This window comes from Flavobacterium endoglycinae (genome assembly GCF_017352115.1).
GTDB lineage: Bacteria > Bacteroidota > Bacteroidia > Flavobacteriales > Flavobacteriaceae > Flavobacterium > Flavobacterium endoglycinae.
Window position 1 is genome coordinate 28,916 of the sequence record NZ_CP071448.1, and the last position, 14,995, is coordinate 43,910.

The 14,995-nt window shown below is 33.9% G+C and carries 17 protein-coding genes; 9 read left to right on the plus strand and 8 right to left on the minus strand.

Features of this window, described 5'->3' with window-relative positions; all coding sequences use genetic code 11:
- Positions 1-395 precede the first annotated feature (395 nt).
- Positions 396-950, minus strand: a complete 555-nt coding sequence (locus J0383_RS00125) for an REP-associated tyrosine transposase (RefSeq protein WP_207296431.1) — start codon at positions 948-950, stop codon at positions 396-398.
- Between the two features lie 460 nt (positions 951-1,410).
- Positions 1,411-2,835: an amino acid permease gene (locus J0383_RS00130; protein WP_207296432.1), complete on the minus strand. Its 1,425-nt coding sequence runs from the start codon at positions 2,833-2,835 to the stop codon at positions 1,411-1,413.
- A gap of 153 nt (positions 2,836-2,988) precedes the next feature.
- Here J0383_RS00130 and J0383_RS00135 point away from each other — a divergent pair, with 153 nt between their 5' ends.
- Positions 2,989-3,513, plus strand: coding sequence for a hypothetical protein (locus J0383_RS00135; RefSeq protein WP_207296433.1), 525 nt, complete (start codon positions 2,989-2,991; stop codon positions 3,511-3,513).
- A gap of 11 nt (positions 3,514-3,524) precedes the next feature.
- Here the strand turns inward: J0383_RS00135 and J0383_RS00140 are convergent, their stop codons facing one another.
- Positions 3,525-4,550 carry an SDR family NAD(P)-dependent oxidoreductase gene (locus J0383_RS00140; RefSeq protein ID WP_207296434.1) on the minus strand — a complete coding sequence of 342 codons (1,026 nt, stop codon included), beginning with the start codon at positions 4,548-4,550 and terminating at the stop codon, positions 3,525-3,527.
- Between the two features lie 227 nt (positions 4,551-4,777).
- Between J0383_RS00140 and J0383_RS00145 the strand changes: the two genes are divergently transcribed.
- On the plus strand, positions 4,778-5,407 hold the full coding sequence (locus J0383_RS00145; protein WP_207296435.1) for a DNA-3-methyladenine glycosylase: 630 nt from the start codon (positions 4,778-4,780) through the stop codon (positions 5,405-5,407).
- 9 nt (positions 5,408-5,416) lie between these two features.
- Here the strand turns inward: J0383_RS00145 and J0383_RS00150 are convergent, their stop codons facing one another.
- Entirely contained in the window at positions 5,417-6,814 is a 1,398-nt protein-coding gene (locus tag J0383_RS00150; RefSeq protein WP_207296436.1) for an MFS transporter, read from the minus strand.
- A gap of 237 nt (positions 6,815-7,051) precedes the next feature.
- On the opposite strand from J0383_RS00150, the gene J0383_RS00155 reads away from it, so the two are divergent.
- Together J0383_RS00155 and J0383_RS00160 are read left to right on the plus strand one after the other, a co-directional pair.
- Positions 7,052-7,630, plus strand: coding sequence for a flavodoxin family protein (locus J0383_RS00155; RefSeq protein ID WP_207296437.1), 579 nt, complete (start codon positions 7,052-7,054; stop codon positions 7,628-7,630).
- A gap of 53 nt (positions 7,631-7,683) precedes the next feature.
- Entirely contained in the window at positions 7,684-8,355 is a 672-nt protein-coding gene (locus J0383_RS00160) for an SRPBCC family protein (RefSeq protein ID WP_207296438.1), read from the plus strand.
- Positions 8,356-8,485: 130 nt separating this feature from the next.
- Here the strand turns inward: J0383_RS00160 and J0383_RS00165 are convergent, their stop codons facing one another.
- Both J0383_RS00165 and J0383_RS00170 read right to left on the minus strand, forming a co-directional pair.
- Complete coding sequence (locus tag J0383_RS00165) at positions 8,486-9,655, minus strand: zinc-dependent alcohol dehydrogenase (RefSeq protein WP_207296439.1); 1,170 nt, start codon at positions 9,653-9,655, stop codon at positions 8,486-8,488.
- A gap of 184 nt (positions 9,656-9,839) precedes the next feature.
- Complete coding sequence (locus tag J0383_RS00170; RefSeq protein WP_207296440.1) at positions 9,840-10,097, minus strand: hypothetical protein; 258 nt, start codon at positions 10,095-10,097, stop codon at positions 9,840-9,842.
- 280 nt (positions 10,098-10,377) lie between these two features.
- Between J0383_RS00170 and J0383_RS00175 the strand changes: the two genes are divergently transcribed.
- On the plus strand, positions 10,378-10,551 hold the full coding sequence (locus J0383_RS00175; protein WP_207296441.1) for a hypothetical protein: 174 nt from the start codon (positions 10,378-10,380) through the stop codon (positions 10,549-10,551).
- A 43-nt stretch (positions 10,552-10,594) separates the two neighbouring features.
- Here the strand turns inward: J0383_RS00175 and J0383_RS00180 are convergent, their stop codons facing one another.
- Positions 10,595-10,840 (minus strand): hypothetical protein, encoded by a 246-nt coding sequence (locus J0383_RS00180; protein ID WP_207296442.1) that lies wholly within the window; start codon positions 10,838-10,840, stop codon positions 10,595-10,597.
- Between the two features lie 239 nt (positions 10,841-11,079).
- Between J0383_RS00180 and J0383_RS00185 the strand changes: the two genes are divergently transcribed.
- The gene (locus J0383_RS00185; RefSeq protein ID WP_207296443.1) at positions 11,080-12,210 is read left to right on the plus strand and encodes a glycosyltransferase; all 1,131 of its coding nucleotides are present in this window, start codon (positions 11,080-11,082) and stop codon (positions 12,208-12,210) included.
- An 89-nt stretch (positions 12,211-12,299) separates the two neighbouring features.
- Here J0383_RS00185 and J0383_RS00190 read toward each other — a convergent pair whose 3' ends face one another.
- Complete coding sequence (locus J0383_RS00190; RefSeq protein ID WP_207296444.1) at positions 12,300-12,944, minus strand: YciE/YciF ferroxidase family protein; 645 nt, start codon at positions 12,942-12,944, stop codon at positions 12,300-12,302.
- Positions 12,945-13,151: 207 nt separating this feature from the next.
- Between J0383_RS00190 and J0383_RS00195 the strand changes: the two genes are divergently transcribed.
- The 3 genes from J0383_RS00195 to J0383_RS00205 all read left to right on the plus strand — a co-directional run bounded on the left by J0383_RS00195 (position 13,152) and on the right by J0383_RS00205 (position 14,993).
- The gene (locus tag J0383_RS00195; RefSeq protein ID WP_207296445.1) at positions 13,152-13,529 is read left to right on the plus strand and encodes a SpoIIAA family protein; all 378 of its coding nucleotides are present in this window, start codon (positions 13,152-13,154) and stop codon (positions 13,527-13,529) included.
- Between the two features lie 223 nt (positions 13,530-13,752).
- A complete protein-coding gene (locus J0383_RS00200; RefSeq protein ID WP_207296446.1) occupies positions 13,753-14,109 on the plus strand; it encodes a hypothetical protein in 357 nt (118 codons plus the stop codon).
- A 134-nt stretch (positions 14,110-14,243) separates the two neighbouring features.
- Positions 14,244-14,993: a DUF72 domain-containing protein gene (locus J0383_RS00205; RefSeq protein WP_207296447.1), complete on the plus strand. Its 750-nt coding sequence runs from the start codon at positions 14,244-14,246 to the stop codon at positions 14,991-14,993.
- Positions 14,994-14,995: the final 2 nt, after the last annotated feature.

The following is a 14,995-nucleotide window of genomic DNA, read 5'->3' on the forward strand; positions in this document are numbered from 1 at the left end:
TTTATTAATATAGAAACGGGCACGGAAAGAATTTCCGCGCTATCGTTGTGTATATCTCACCGATCAGAACCGTTAGCGCGGATTTGCAATCCGTGCCCACAAAGTATATCTTAACACATTAAAAAAAACTAGTTTTATTAATATAGAAATGGGAACGGAAAGAATTTCCGCGCTATCGTTGTGTATATCTCATCGATCAGAACCGTTAGCGCGGATTTGCAATCCGTGCCCGCATAGTATATCTTAACACATTAAAAAAACTAGTTTTATTAATATAGAAACGGGCACGGAAAGAATTTCCGCGCTATCGTTGTGTATATCTCACCGATCAGAACCGTTAGCGCGGATTTGCAATCCGTGCCCGCATAGTTGAGTAAGCGCAACAGTAGAGCCTTTCAAAATAAGGATAATACAATAATATCTAAATCATTTTCCAAGCTTGAATAATTCCTTGCCAAACTAAAATAGTAATCTTCTGGTGAAGTAACGGTTTTATCTTTTACTGGATTATTATGAATGTAATCTATTTTTTGCTTAATAAACTTATTGCTGTAAATATGTTCTGCATGATAACCATTTTGCCAAACTTTATAAGTCTGATTCTTTTTTAGATGCTCACAAGCCTTTTGGAAATATTCCATCATCCATTCTCTTCTGCTTTCAGGTTCATCGTTTATAGTCTGTATTATTTTTTTGGATGTAAATTTTTTAAAATCTCTAATAATATCTGATAACACAAAACCATCCGTTCCTTTGCAGAGCAAATGAATATGACTGCTCATAATACAATAAGCATAAATTTCCAGACCTTTATTTTCCTGACAATATTTTAAAGCATTTATTAAAATGTTTTTCTGATTCAATCTAGTAAATATATCTATCCAACCTACAGCAGTAATAGTTATAAAATAGGCTTCATCAGTTGTTGTTGCTTTGTATTTTGTCGACATTATTTTTTTTCTTGCAAAAATAAATAAAATAAAAGCAAGAAAATTACTTCAATTTATAAACTACTGACGAAATCACTTTGTGGGCACAGATTACAAATCTGCGCTATCGTTGTGTTGATATATCTGCGTGATCGAGTTATTCTCGTTAGCGCGGATTTGCAATCCGTGCCCGCAAAGTATATCATAAAAAGAAATTACCTTTTTTTATTTACGTTTCCTAAAATATTTTGGGACATAAAATAATAGAAAAATTACCAGAATAATAAATACAATTTCCATTTTTGAGCTTAATTAGATTTTAAGTATAAAAATTAAATTATTAAATCAGCTCATGAAATCCTGATCACTCGGATTTGCAATTCGCTGTGCGAAGTCTTACATTAAAGACACTTCGCAAATGTTTAGAGATTTGCGAAGTTTTTCGGCTAAATATTTTTGGAGTATGATTTCTAAAACTTACCTATTCTTTCTTTTTAAAAACCTTATAAAACACAAAAAGAATCCCCAGCCAAATCGGGATTAATTCTACAGATATTTTCATATTCGTCATCCACATTATGGCTAAAATACCCAATAAAAAGGCAAAACAAATGTAATTGCTTACGGGATAAAATATAGAAGCAAACTTGGTTTGGGTGTTTTCCTTGTCTTTCGTTTGTCTGAATTTTAAATGTGTATACGAAATCATAACCCAGTTAATCACCAAGCAAGACACTACTAAAGACATTAAAATTCCAAAAGCTTCTTCTGGAATTACTTTGTTTATTAAAATACAAATAGCCGCAAAACAAGAAGAAATTAAAATGGCATTAACGGGCACTGAGTGTTTGTTTAGTTTCTTTAAAAAACCAGGCGCACTTCCTTGATCTGCTAAACCAAATAACATTCGTGAATTACTGTAAACACTACTATTATAAACCGATAAAGCGGCAGTTAATACGATTAGATTAAGCACATTCGCAATAAGTTTTGTGAAAAAGATTTTTTGTCCAAATAATGTAAATTCCATTCCGTTTAAGTTTTGAAAAACCATTACAAACGGACTGCTGTCTGTTGTAATTTGTCTCCAAGGCGACAACGCAAATAAAATGACCAATGCCCCAACATAAAATATCAGGATTCTATAAATAACCTGATTGGTTGCTTTTGGAATGTTTTTTTCTGGATTTTCGGCTTCGGCAGCAGTAATTCCAATAAGTTCTAAACCTCCAAAAGAAAACATAATCAACGCCATTGCAGACAATAATCCTTGAAAATCTCCTTTTGCCGTTTTCTCAAAAAAACCTTTTGGAAAGAAACCTCCGTCATTATATAAATTATGAATTGTGGCGTGCTCTCCTCCTGTTCCACTTACCAATAAATAACTTCCAAAAAGAATCATAGCGATAATCGCAGCAACTTTTATAATCGAAAACCAAAATTCGGTTTCTCCGTACACTTTTACAGAAGCAAAATTCAACGCATTAATAACCAAGAAGAAAAACAAACTAGATGCCCAAAGCGGAATTTCGGGCCACCAAAACTGTACATAAACGCCAATGGCTGTAAGTTCGGCCATACTAACGAGAATATACAAAATCCAATAATTCCAACCTGATGCAAAACCGGCAAACGAACCGCAATATTTATAAGCAAAATAACTGAAACTTCCTGAAACAGGTTCTTCAACCACCATTTCACCCAATTGTCTCATGATAAAAAAAGCGATAATTCCAGCAATGGCATATCCTAAAATAACAGATGGTCCTGCTAATACAGCGGCTGGACCAATACCAAGGAAAAGGCCTGTTCCTATAGATCCGCCTAAGGCGATTAACTGAATGTGTCGGTTAGTGAGCCCTCGTTTTAGCTGTGTTTCTTGTGCAGTATCTTGATTATTTTTCACAAATTAGGTTTTAAGGAGTTAAATGTTTTCCACAAATGTATAGACCTCAAATTTAGAAAAGAAAAAAATATAAGCAATAGATTATCTGATTACATTGCTTTTGATAATAATTTGATCATTTTTTTGTTGTAATTTAAAGCCTTAAAAGCTGTAATGATGAAGTTTAGTGTTTTTATTCCATTTTTTCTACTGGTAATGATGAGTTCATGTGAATCATCAAGAGCAATCGATTTTAAGAAATCTCTTTCTCAATCGGAACGCAGATTGTTTCAAATTGTTCTTGGGAAAGACAGCTGGGGAGAAAAAAAGATGCAATATGTGATCGATAATAATTACAAAGATGCATTAGCTGCTGTAGATCAACAGGCCAAAGAGTTTGATAACCTGATTAATTACCTTAAGAAGCTTCCCACTAATGACATTCCCGAAAGTGAACCGCTAAAAACTGCCACAATTGAATATTACGAAGCTTTGAAAGCATTGCATACCTTCGACCGCAAGGAAATTGCACAACGAGAACTTCTGGTAACGCTAAAGGACAATGAACGCAAAAAAGCTAGCGATGAACTTATTGCACTTGCAAAACAGAAGAAACAGCTTTATAATACTGTGTACCAAAAGGAAGCTATTCTTCAGACAGCTTCAGAAAAATTTGATGCTTATAACGGTTTTGATTAAGGCAGAATGCTTTATTTGTTTTTATTCTTTTTATATTCTTTCATTCTTTCTTTGGCACCATCGTCAATACCGCGTCCTTCTGGAATGGGTTCGTAGATTGAACCTTGCGTATTTGGCGTTTCTGGTCCTGTTTCAATCATGTATTTCTCAACCATATTACCTCCAAGTCGTTCAGAAAATCTTGGAAATACATTGGCACTAAATGACGAAACTTGTGCCTTCCATCCCACTGGGACTATTTTTTTACGTCTTAATGATTTTCTTAAAATAGCATTCACGATTTTTTCAGGATCATCCATCATAGCCATTTTGGGTTCTACACCTGTGTAATTGGCCGCGTGTTTCCATATTGGCGTATCGACTGCCCAAGGCTCAATTGTCACTACTTTTATTTTATCATAGCCGTTAAGACGAAGTTCTTGGCAAAGAGCCAGGTCTAAGCTTCGTATACCCGCCTTGGTTGCTGAATATCCACTTTGATAAGCAAGCGGAATTTCACCCATAACCGAGGCTACGTTAATCAGCACGCCATTTCCTTGTTTTCTAAATTGATCGACTGCTGTTCTGCTGGCATAGAAAAATCCTTTTAAATTAACATCTATCACCCGCATTTGATCTTCAATTGGAACTTCCCAAAAACGTCCTATTGCGGTTACTCCAGCCATGTTTATCCAAACATCTATTTTGGAATATTCTTTTAGGGCAGCCTCTCTTACTCTTATCAAATCTTCGGGTTTACTCATATCTGCAGTTACGACTACGGCTCTTCCGCCTGATTTGCATATTATGTCAGCCACTTCTTCTAAAAGATCTGTTCTTCGTGCAGCGATGACTACATTGGCTTTGTATTTTCCAAGTTGTTCTGCTACACCGCGCCCCATTCCGCTTGACGCTCCAATAATAACATAGGTTTTGCTGGAAATTTTCTTCTGTCCAGAATTGCCCACTTTCCATGTGTTACAACTTACTGCAAGCACGGAAAAGAAAAATATAAGAGAAAGTGATTTTAAAAAACGAAGAGTAATACTGATTATCATGATTTTGCGGTATAGATTTAAAATAGATTTCTGCCTCACCATGAAAATACAATCTATCTTTTCTTTTTCTTTATAGGATTTAATCCGATAATTTGTAAAATTTCAATTTATAGTTAAGTCCGTAACGAATGTTAAATGTCACAGACTATTTTGAAGTTGTACCATATGAAGAGTACATTTACCATAACAAGTATTTGCAATCTTCTAAATTCTCCCGACTTTATCTAATGAAAAATCTTCAAAGCAAGCCTTCAAAACTGCCCTTTTCCTATTACCAAAGCCATGATGTTCTTTTTCTTTCTAAAGATCTTCTAGGTAAAGTACTTTATACTCAAATAAATGGAGAAATAACTGCCGGAATTATTGTTGAAACCGAAGCTTATATGGGCGTTGTCGACAAAGCTTCGCATGCCTATGGCGGAAGGCGCACTAACAGAACGGAAACGCTTTATAATCATGGTGGTGTATCGTATGTGTATTTGTGTTATGGCATTCATTATTTATTTAATGTGGTCACCGCTTCTGAAGATGAGCCGCATGCCGTTTTAATTCGGGCAGTTGAGCCTTTTGCCGGAATAGATGCTATAGAAAAAAGGCGTGGTTTAAGCGCTTCTAATGCTCGTATTTCCTCTGGACCTGGTTCTGCAGCTAAAGCTTTAGGAATTGACAGTACTTTTAATAAAAAAGAATTAGACCTCGATGAAATCTGGATTGAAGATCACGGAATTCGCTACGACGATAATCAAATTGCCACTGTACCGCGTGTTGGTGTTGATTATGCAGATGATCATGCACTCCTGCCTTGGCGGTTTTTCGTAAAAGGAAATAAATATGTCAGCAAGCCAAATAAAATCTAAGAATATTTTTTACATATATCCTGCACCATCTGTTTTGCTTAATTTGGAAAAAGTAAAACTAGATAGAATTGTAAAAACAGCCAGCGTAATAAATGTATATTGAAATGCTTTTACTGTATTTAATTCAAAAATCCCTGATTGAAATAAAGAAAGAGCCAAACTGGCTACAGAAACGCCAAAACTTACCGAAAGCTGCTGCATGATAACGAGCATGGTATTTCCGCCGCTGGCCGTATCCTGATCTAAATCTGAAAGTGTGATCGTATTCATGGCAGACATTTGTATTGAAGTGAAAATTCCGTAGAAAATCATCAGCAGAATATAATACCCAAGCGGTGTTTCTCTAGTCACAAAACCAAGAATAATTAATATAATTCCCAACAAAATGGTGTTGCTTATTAATACGGTTCTGTAACCAAAGAATTTTATAATGTTTACCATAAACGGTTTTACGGCAACATTTGACAAAGCCGATGGCAGCAGCAGCAATCCAGAAACAGAAGCCGAATAACCAAAACTGGTTTGAAGCATAAGGGGCAGCAATAACGGAAGTCCGCCTATTCCTAATCGGGTTATCAAACTTCCTTTTAATCCTATTTTTAAAGTTCTGATGTTGAGTAAACGAAGATCAATTATGGGTTTTTCGGTTCTTTTATAGTGAATGTAATAAAATAAAGAAAGTAGTCCTGATAAAAACAATAATCCCAAAATAACCAGCATGTGGGTTCTGCCGTTTCCAATAAGTTCTAAAACCATGGTAATGAATATCAAAGCCAGACTAAAATAAACCAATCCTCGAAAATCGAACCTTCCTACGGCGTGCTTAAAATTAGGCATAATTCGATAAGCCATCGAAATTCCAATGATTCCTATGGGAACATTTACCAGAAAAATCCAATGCCAGCTTAGATTATCAGAAAGAAAACCTCCTAAACTAGGTCCTGCAACCATTCCTAATAATCCAAACACGGTTATAAAATTCATGGTTTTAAGCAGTTCGCTTTTAGGATATTGATACAAAATGGCAAGCCTCGCGATAGGCACCATCATCGAAGCTCCTACTGCCTGAACAACTCGTGACATATTAAAAGATTGTAAATCTACCGAAAGGGCACAAAATAACGATCCCATGATAAATAAGAATACAGCAATCATAAACATCGTTCTGGTTCCAAACTTATCTGCCAGCCAGCCTGAAAGCGGAATAAACATAGCCAGTGTTAAAGTATAGGTTACAATAACCGAATGCATTTCTGTTGGCGTATATCCCATGTCTTTTGCGATCGATGGCAGCGAAGTATTAAGAATTGTACCATCTAATGATTGTATAAACATTGCCGTTGCTGTGACCCACGGAAGCAGGTGTACTGCGCTTTGTTCTTTTTTTACTTCTTTAATTGTCTGCATTGTTTAAAATAAGCTTTGGAATTATACCTCAAAAATAAAACACTCTTACAAAGCATGGTTATATAATTTTTAAAAGCATTTACAGAAACTGCAGACAAAGACTTTAATGCAAAATCTATAAATCAAATGCTTAATCCTGTAAATAAAAGTCAAAAGGGAGTTAGAAATTTGTTAGAAACTAAAAATCAACACACTACCTAAACTTTTAGATTTACTCTAAGTTAAACAAAAATAATTATGAAAGCAGTTATTTTATTAGGCACATTAAAAAACAAAGGATTATCGAATACTGAAATACTTGTTGAATTTTTTGGAGATTTTCTTTCTAAAAAGAACATAGAATTTGAAGTGATTAAACTCGTTGACCATCAAATTCTTCCAGGCAGTTATACACACCTGGATATTGAGGACGACTGGCCGCAGATTTATGAAAAAATTTTAGAAGCTGATATTCTTCTATTTGCGACTCCTATTTGGTGGAACAATCATTCTTCTGAATTACAGCGCTGTATTGAGCGTCTGGATGAGGTTTATGACATTATAAATTCTGGAAAAGATTCTCCGCTTGATGGAAAACTAGGAGGCGTAATTGTTACAGGAGATTCAGATGGTGTAGAACATATTACAGGAAACATAGCCAATTTCTTTTCGTGTGTAGGTGTTGTAGTTCCACCATATACTTCTCTAGGGGTTATTTGGGAAGGACACAGCAAAGACTCTAAAAAAACAAAATCACAGTTAAAACAATATTATGCTAAAAATTACACCGAAGATGCTGCAGCCATGGCAGATTCTTTAGCTAAATATCTATCATAATGTCAACACATAAAACATCATATTTCACAAACCATATTTTAAAACAAATAGCTATGAACACTACCACATTGACTAAAAACTCAAAACCATTATTAAAAAATAATGTATCAAAACTAGAAAGAATTTTAATGGTAACCAGCGGTGCATATCTTCTATACAATGCATTATCGAAAGAACAAAAAAATATTACACAGGCAGGTGCCGGCGGAGCAATGCTTTTACGTGGTATTTCTGGATATTGTCCTGTATACGATGCAGCTGGACATTTAATGCACGATAAAGCGTCTAATGTAAATATTAGAATAAACAGTGTTATTAATAAACCTGTAAGTGAAGTGTATGCCTTCTGGAGAAATCTTGAAAACCTGCCAAAGTTCATGAATCATCTTGACTCTGTTAAACCTATTAATTCTACTATTTCGGAATGGACAGCAAAAGGTCCTGGAGGAATTGGAAAAATATCTTGGAATGCCGAGATTATCAAAGATGAAAAAGATAAACTTTTGAGTTGGAATTCAATCGAAGAATCTACCATTAAAAATGCTGGGAAAGTTGTTTTTAAACCAAAAGGAAAAGCGACCGAAATAGACGTAACTATCTCGTACCATGCACCTCTTGGAATTGCAGGAGAAAGTGCGGCGAAACTTTTAAACCCATATTTTGAAAAGCTGGTTAAAGATGATATTTCGAATCTTAAAGTGTATTTGGAATCTAACCAAGAATAATAAAAAAAAACGATGCTGTTTCTTGTATTTATTTTTTTGCAGAAAAACGCCTTCCTAGTAATGGGAAGGCGTTTTTTATTATAGGCTAAAAAAAGGTGGAGTTAAAAATATAACTTCACCTTTTTTTAAATTATTTCCAAGGATCTAAAACCACTTTAACACAGCCGTCTTCCCTTTTCTTGAAAATATCATAGGCATGCGAAATTTCAGATAATGGAAGTCTGTGGGTAATTATATCATCCAATTTTACTTTTCCTTGAATAACATAATCCAAAAGTTTGTCTATGTGTTTGTGTGCAGGCGCCTGACCTCCTTTTAAAATGATTCCTTTGTCAAAAAACTGTCCTAGAGGGAAATTATCATAATTAACAGGATAAACACCTAATACTGACACAATTCCGTTACGTCTTACAGCGCTCATACACGCTTCTAATACTTTTATAGAACCTTTTTCAAAATTAATGGTAGCTTTAATTCGATCGGTTATATTGCGGTCTGGTTCGAAACCAACGGCATCAATGCAGACATCAGCTCCACGTCCGTTGGTCATAGCTCGAATTTGCTCAATGACATCTTTTGGTCCGTCTTCCCAAAGCAAAGTAATGGCATCTGTAGTTGCTTTTGCTTTATCCAGACGGTATTGCAATGTATCTACAATAATCACTAATCCAGCGCCTCTAAGCCAAGCACTTTTAGCAGCCATAATACCAACAGGGCCTGACCCAAAAATAGCAACTGTTTCACCGCCTTTTATTTCTCCCCAGTCAACACCAGTGTATCCTGTTGGGAAAATATCAGTCAGGAAAAGCACCTGTTCATCTGATAAATCTTCCGGCACTACTCGCGGCCCATAATTGGCATAAGGAACTCTAACGTATTGTGCCTGACCGCCATCGTAACCGCCGTATAAATCTGTATAACCAAATAATGCTCCTCCTTTTTGAGTTACAATACCTCCTTCTGGACCATAATGTTCTGGATTACTGTGTTCGCAGTTTCCTGGTGAATCATGATTGCAGAAAAAACAATTTCCGCACGCAATTGGAAACGGAACTACAACTCGATCACCACGCTTTAAGTGTGTAACTGACGGACCTGTTTCTTCCACGATTCCCATAAATTCGTGGCCTAAAACCATTGGCCGTGGCTGTGGAAGTCCTCCTGAATAAATATGTAAATCAGAGCCACAGATGGCTGTAGAAGTTACTCTCAAAACTATATCATCTTTTTCTTTTAAAATTGGATCATCGACTGTGTCGTATTTAATTGAGCCGGGTCCATGAATAACAGCTGCTTTCATAATAATACTCTTTAAAATTAATTTATACTAAGTAACTATAAACAAAAAAGTTATGATTACATCATTAACCATAATTCTTACAGAATATAGAACTTGTTTTGTAATTTAAATCCAAAACTAAAAACAAAGACCTATCTGTCGATAGGTCTTCATCATAACAGTAAATTGAAAAAATACCACATATTTATGGTCGTGTGCCATTAATAGTGTCTTTTCGTTGTGGAACTGTAGTCTTGTCGACTGGCTTTTGAGTTCCTTTCTTTTTATCTGTACGTTGTTTATTGATTGTATCAGTCTTCCGTGTTGATGGATATTGTTTGTTCTGTTTATGATGAACAGTATCCGTTTTAGTAGAAGACTTTTTCTTCTGCGGATTTGTCTCCTGTGCCGACATATAACTGAAGCACAAAAACATACATCCCATTAAAAATAAATTTTTCATAACAATTAATTTTAATTAACAATTTGTTTATGAAACACTTAACCTATGTTTCGTTGCAAATTTTAGAAAGAAAATGAATAGTTTTTTATACTATAAGGATCTCATAATTATAGGATTGCCATAAATTCAAATGGAACCAAAAGGGTCTTAAGAAGCACGATATGCACAATTAATCACTCTTGAGACCTATTTCAATTTAAAATCTATAAATTCTGATCTGAAAAATATAAGACACATGAAATGTCTTTTTTAGAAATTTGTAGTATAAATCAAAACAATTATGGAAACGAAATTTAAAAAAGGTCAGAATGTGAAACAGGAATTTGGCGGACCGGTTATGAAAGTAATTGGTTTTGAACCTGAACTTATAGAAAATATTATTACCCAATGGGAAGACGATGAAGGAACTATAATAACAGGAAAATTTATGGATTCGGTTTTGGTTCATGCCTAATAGTAAATAAAAAAAGCGGTAAAAATTACCGCTCTTTTTATTTTTAACTGTTAGTTGATTCACTTCCTGTGCTTCCTGCACCTCCGCTATTGTCATTGCCCAGATTTTCTTCGCGATCTGTTTCCTCAAAATCGCTTTCGTCTCCCCAATCTCCTGTATTGGGCTTTTGAGCCGGATGTCTTTCTGTCTCACCTTTTTCTCTTTCATCATTTTCAGAAAAATACATTTGATTTCCTAAAATAGATATCAAAACAGGTTCCTGATTACGATTATAAACATTAGTATTCATTGTGATTTGATTTAAAAATTAACTAGTCAAAATTCCTACTATTAAACTAGTAATAGTTACACTATTTTGGTTCAACGTTATAATTTTTACAACTGTTTGTACCTTCAAATCAATATTTTAAAAATGAAAATTATAGAACTATAACGATTTAATTTGTAAGAATCCAGCTGAAATCAAAACTACATTTGCCTTTTATTTATATTCATTACAATTCACTAACTAACATATTAAATCGAATTATGGACAGCAATTTAACAGTAAAAATAAATCCTCATGTAGAAACGGCTTTATTAGGAGATCAAGCGCAGCAATATGACATGATTGTTTTCAGTAATATCGAATGGCAATGCGTTTATCAACGTCCACAGCACATTGTAAATCGTATGGCCGAAACTATGAAAATTCTTTACATTGAAGAACCTTCATATAATAGCAAAATTAAAAAAGCGGGGAATTTAACGGTTATAAAAGAAAGACTTCATGTGCTGAAACCGAATGTTGGCAGCATAGAATCTATAGCAGAAATTCTGCCTTTATACATTAAAAACACACATATTCCAATGGGATGGTTTTATGATCCAGCTTTTTGTCCGTTATTAGAATCATTCCAATTTGATACAATTGTATACGATTGTATGAACGAACTTTCTACAGTAAAAAATGCAGACAAACAGTTAATTGATCAGGAAAAATATTTAATGGCAAATGCCGATATTGTATTTACTAACGGCGAATCATTATATGAATTGAAAAAACAAATTCATAATAATGTACATTATTTTCCAAGCTCTGTAGACGAACGTCATTTTTCAAAAGCACTGCAGAACATTTCTATTCCTGCTGATATTGGTGACATCCCTTCTACTATTGCAGGATTTTATGGAACCATTGATGACAGAATCGATTTGAATCTTTTAAAACAGACTGCTCAGAAACTTCCTGATGTTTCGTTTGTTATGATTGGTCCTGTACGAAAAATTGAAGAATCGACTTTGCCGCAAGCTTCAAACATTTATTACTTAGGTGCCAAATGTTATGACGAGCTCCCTCATTATTTAAAAGCTTTTGATATTGCAATGATGCCTTTTGTACTAAATGATACAACAAAATACATCAATCCTGCCAAAACTTTAGAATATATGGCCGCAAGAAAACCCATCATTTCTACAAAAATCGTTGATATTGCACGTAATTGTAATAATTGTATCAACTTAATTGAAACAGCAGACGAATTTGCAACAGCAATTCAGGATTTAGCTAATAAAGATTTAAAAAATCTTGAATCAGATTATAGAAAAGTATTAGATACTACTTCTTGGGACACGACAGTAAATCAAATGAAATCTATTATTAAATTCTTTGCCAAATAATTTAAAGTATTTGATATATTGACTTAAATAAAAAACCTGTAATCAAAATGAATGATTACAGGTTTTTTACTTTAAAGAAAGCTAACAAATTATTCTTCATCTTGCTGATCTTCTTCAGATGCATCAAAATTGATAGTGTTGTAAGCCGCTTCCGTTAAAATAGTATCAGCTTCTTTTTCTTCTTCTAAAGTTTGCTGTAATAAAGCTGCAGCTTCTTCTTCCTCTAAAGTTAAAGCAAATGCGGCAAGTGTTCCGTAAGAAGCAATTTCATAATGTTCAATTTTTTGCGAAGCACTAATAATTCCTGCATCACGTACTGGTCCTTGCTGTGTTTCTTCCATAATACTTTCGCCTTCTTTTATAAGACCTTCCATAGCATCGCATTTTTTTGCCACTGCTTTTTCTCCTAAAATTTCAAAAACTTGCTCTAGTCTTTCTACTTGACCTTCAGTAACTGTTAAGTGCTCGTTAATAGCAGTGATTAAATTTTCTGAAGTTGCATTTTTAGCCATTTTTGGAAGTGCTTTCGTTAATGCTTTTTCAGCCCAGTAAATATCTTTTAAAGAATCTATAAATAATTCTCTTAAACCTTCTGCGGCATCGGATTTAGCTTTTACGGTTTGTCCCTTTTGTGTTTGTTTGGCAGAAGTTTGTTTGGCAGAAGTTTGTTTTGAAGAAGCTTGTTTTGCAGGAGCCTTTTTTGTACTTGTTTTTTTAGTTTCTGTAGTTTTCATAATAGTATTTTTTTTAAATAATTAAACTGTTCCAAATTTAGATTCCTAATTTCATTCATTCTTACAAAATTGGAATTGATATTTACAAAATAATCACTCATAATCATTTGTTTATGAGATAGATATTCTATAAAAAAGGATTATTGATTTATAAAATCTTTTGTAGAAGTCTCTCTAACTTTATTAAGAATAGAAAAATGAATACTTATGATACAGATAATTGATGCTCCGGCAAATACTGCCGCTTTTAGAGCTGTTGGAGAAGTAACAGCCGATGATTATAAAAATGTTCTCGTACCTGAGGTAACAAAACTTGTAGAAAAGATCAATGAAATAAATTTTCTGTTTTTAATCGATACCGAAATTAAAAATTTTACTGCTGCAGCCTGGATGGAAGATGCTTTGCTAGGTTTAAAAAATCTTGGAAAATGGAATCGTGCTGCGATCGTAACTGATTCTGAAAAAGCAATTTCATTTACTAATAGTTTCAGTTATTTCGTTCCAGGCGAGTTTAAGGGTTTTAAAAAAGACGCATTTCAACAAGCTTTAAATTGGGTAGAAACAGGAAAAAAGGAAATACTATAAAACAACAAGCTGTAAATTATGTAATTACAGTAAGTATGTAGTATAAATTTTAAATAGAAGAGCGACTTACTTTTACCCCATAACAACTTAAAAACTATTATTATGAAAACTTCAAATGCTGCAAAAGGTTCTGAAAGTACTAAAGAAACTGATAAAAAAAGCACTAAAAAAAGTACCACAAAAACTTCTGATTCCAAAAAAGGAACAACTAAAAAATAAAGATATGAATTTAGATAACAGAGAAAATTACAGTCCGGAAGACCAATATTTTCAAGATGACGAAACACGATATGAAGACGATCACCAATATGATGATATTGACATCGATGCACCGCCTTCAGATCATTCCATAAGTGATAATGCAGAGCCTGATTACGGCAATGACTTTGATCAAAATGAAATCAACAATCCTACAATCGATAATGAAAATCCGGGAGGTGACGCATTCGATGAAGAATTTGATGATGATGATAATGATGAACTCGATGAAGAGGAAAGTTACAACACCGATGAAGATCTGAATCGGAAAGATTTTAATGAAAACGACGAATCTGGTACAGATCCTAATCGAAACAGATAAAAAGAACCCGTTTGAAGAATCTTCAAACGGGTTTTTAAATTATTTTAACTAGTGACAATCCTATAATGATATCAAATTGATTTGTAAAATTTTCGACTTGATATTTTTTAATTTCAGGATATAATTTGAATATCATGAAAAATCACTCTATACATATAGGAACTTCTGGATGGGCTTACAAACATTGGCGTAATACATTTTATCCTGAAAACGTAAAAGTAAAAGATCAATTTTCTTATTACATCGATAACTTCAATTCTGTAGAAATTAATAATACTTTTTACGGAATGCCATCAGATGCAACATTTCAAAATTGGGAAAGTCAAGTACCTGAAGATTTTGTGTACGTGATAAAAGCAAACCGTTTTATTACACATATGAAAAAACTTCATGATCCAGAAGATAGTATGCTGATTTTCATGGAGAAAGTTAAATTTTTAGAGAAAAAACTAGGTGCTGTTTTATTTCAGCTTCCTCCATCTCTAAAAGTCGATTTAAGACTTCTCGAAGATTTTTTAATGGCTCTTTCTCCCAAAAACCGATATGTATTTGAATTTCGCAATTCGAGCTGGTATCTGCCCGAAGTGTATCAGCTTTTAGAAAAATACAATTGTGCATTTTGTATTTATGAATTAGCCGGTCACATTTCACCTATAAAAGTTACCGCTGATTTTGTTTATGTCCGCCTGCATGGTCCTACTGCTGTTAAATATCAAGGAAGTTATTCTGATGAAACTTTAAAAGAATGGGCAGATCAATGTATAAAATGGTTAGAAACCAAAGATGTTTTTATATTTTTCGATAATGATGAAAAAGGATATGCCGCTTTTAATGCATTACACCTAAAGAAAACAATTGAAATCATGCAGCATAGTGAAAAATAAAT

Coding starts and splice junctions, on each gene's coding strand:
- J0383_RS00185 (WP_207296443.1), top strand. CDS start 11,080: ATGGACAGCAATTTAACAGTAAAAATAAATCCTCATGTAGAAACGGCT.
- J0383_RS00170 (WP_207296440.1), bottom strand. CDS start 10,097: ATGAAAAATTTATTTTTAATGGGATGTATGTTTTTGTGCTTCAGTTAT.
- J0383_RS00200 (WP_207296446.1), top strand. CDS start 13,753: ATGAATTTAGATAACAGAGAAAATTACAGTCCGGAAGACCAATATTTT.
- J0383_RS00165 (WP_207296439.1), bottom strand. CDS start 9,655: ATGAAAGCAGCTGTTATTCATGGACCCGGCTCAATTAAATACGACACA.
- J0383_RS00190 (WP_207296444.1), bottom strand. CDS start 12,944: ATGAAAACTACAGAAACTAAAAAAACAAGTACAAAAAAGGCTCCTGCA.
- J0383_RS00150 (WP_207296436.1), bottom strand. CDS start 6,814: ATGCAGACAATTAAAGAAGTAAAAAAAGAACAAAGCGCAGTACACCTG.
- J0383_RS00195 (WP_207296445.1), top strand. CDS start 13,152: ATGATACAGATAATTGATGCTCCGGCAAATACTGCCGCTTTTAGAGCT.
- J0383_RS00180 (WP_207296442.1), bottom strand. CDS start 10,840: ATGAATACTAATGTTTATAATCGTAATCAGGAACCTGTTTTGATATCT.
- J0383_RS00160 (WP_207296438.1), top strand. CDS start 7,684: ATGAACACTACCACATTGACTAAAAACTCAAAACCATTATTAAAAAAT.
- J0383_RS00205 (WP_207296447.1), top strand. CDS start 14,244: ATGAAAAATCACTCTATACATATAGGAACTTCTGGATGGGCTTACAAA.
- J0383_RS00175 (WP_207296441.1), top strand. CDS start 10,378: ATGGAAACGAAATTTAAAAAAGGTCAGAATGTGAAACAGGAATTTGGC.
- J0383_RS00125 (WP_207296431.1), bottom strand. CDS start 950: ATGTCGACAAAATACAAAGCAACAACAACTGATGAAGCCTATTTTATA.
- J0383_RS00140 (WP_207296434.1), bottom strand. CDS start 4,550: ATGATAATCAGTATTACTCTTCGTTTTTTAAAATCACTTTCTCTTATA.
- J0383_RS00145 (WP_207296435.1), top strand. CDS start 4,778: ATGAAAAATCTTCAAAGCAAGCCTTCAAAACTGCCCTTTTCCTATTAC.
- J0383_RS00135 (WP_207296433.1), top strand. CDS start 2,989: ATGATGAAGTTTAGTGTTTTTATTCCATTTTTTCTACTGGTAATGATG.
- J0383_RS00155 (WP_207296437.1), top strand. CDS start 7,052: ATGAAAGCAGTTATTTTATTAGGCACATTAAAAAACAAAGGATTATCG.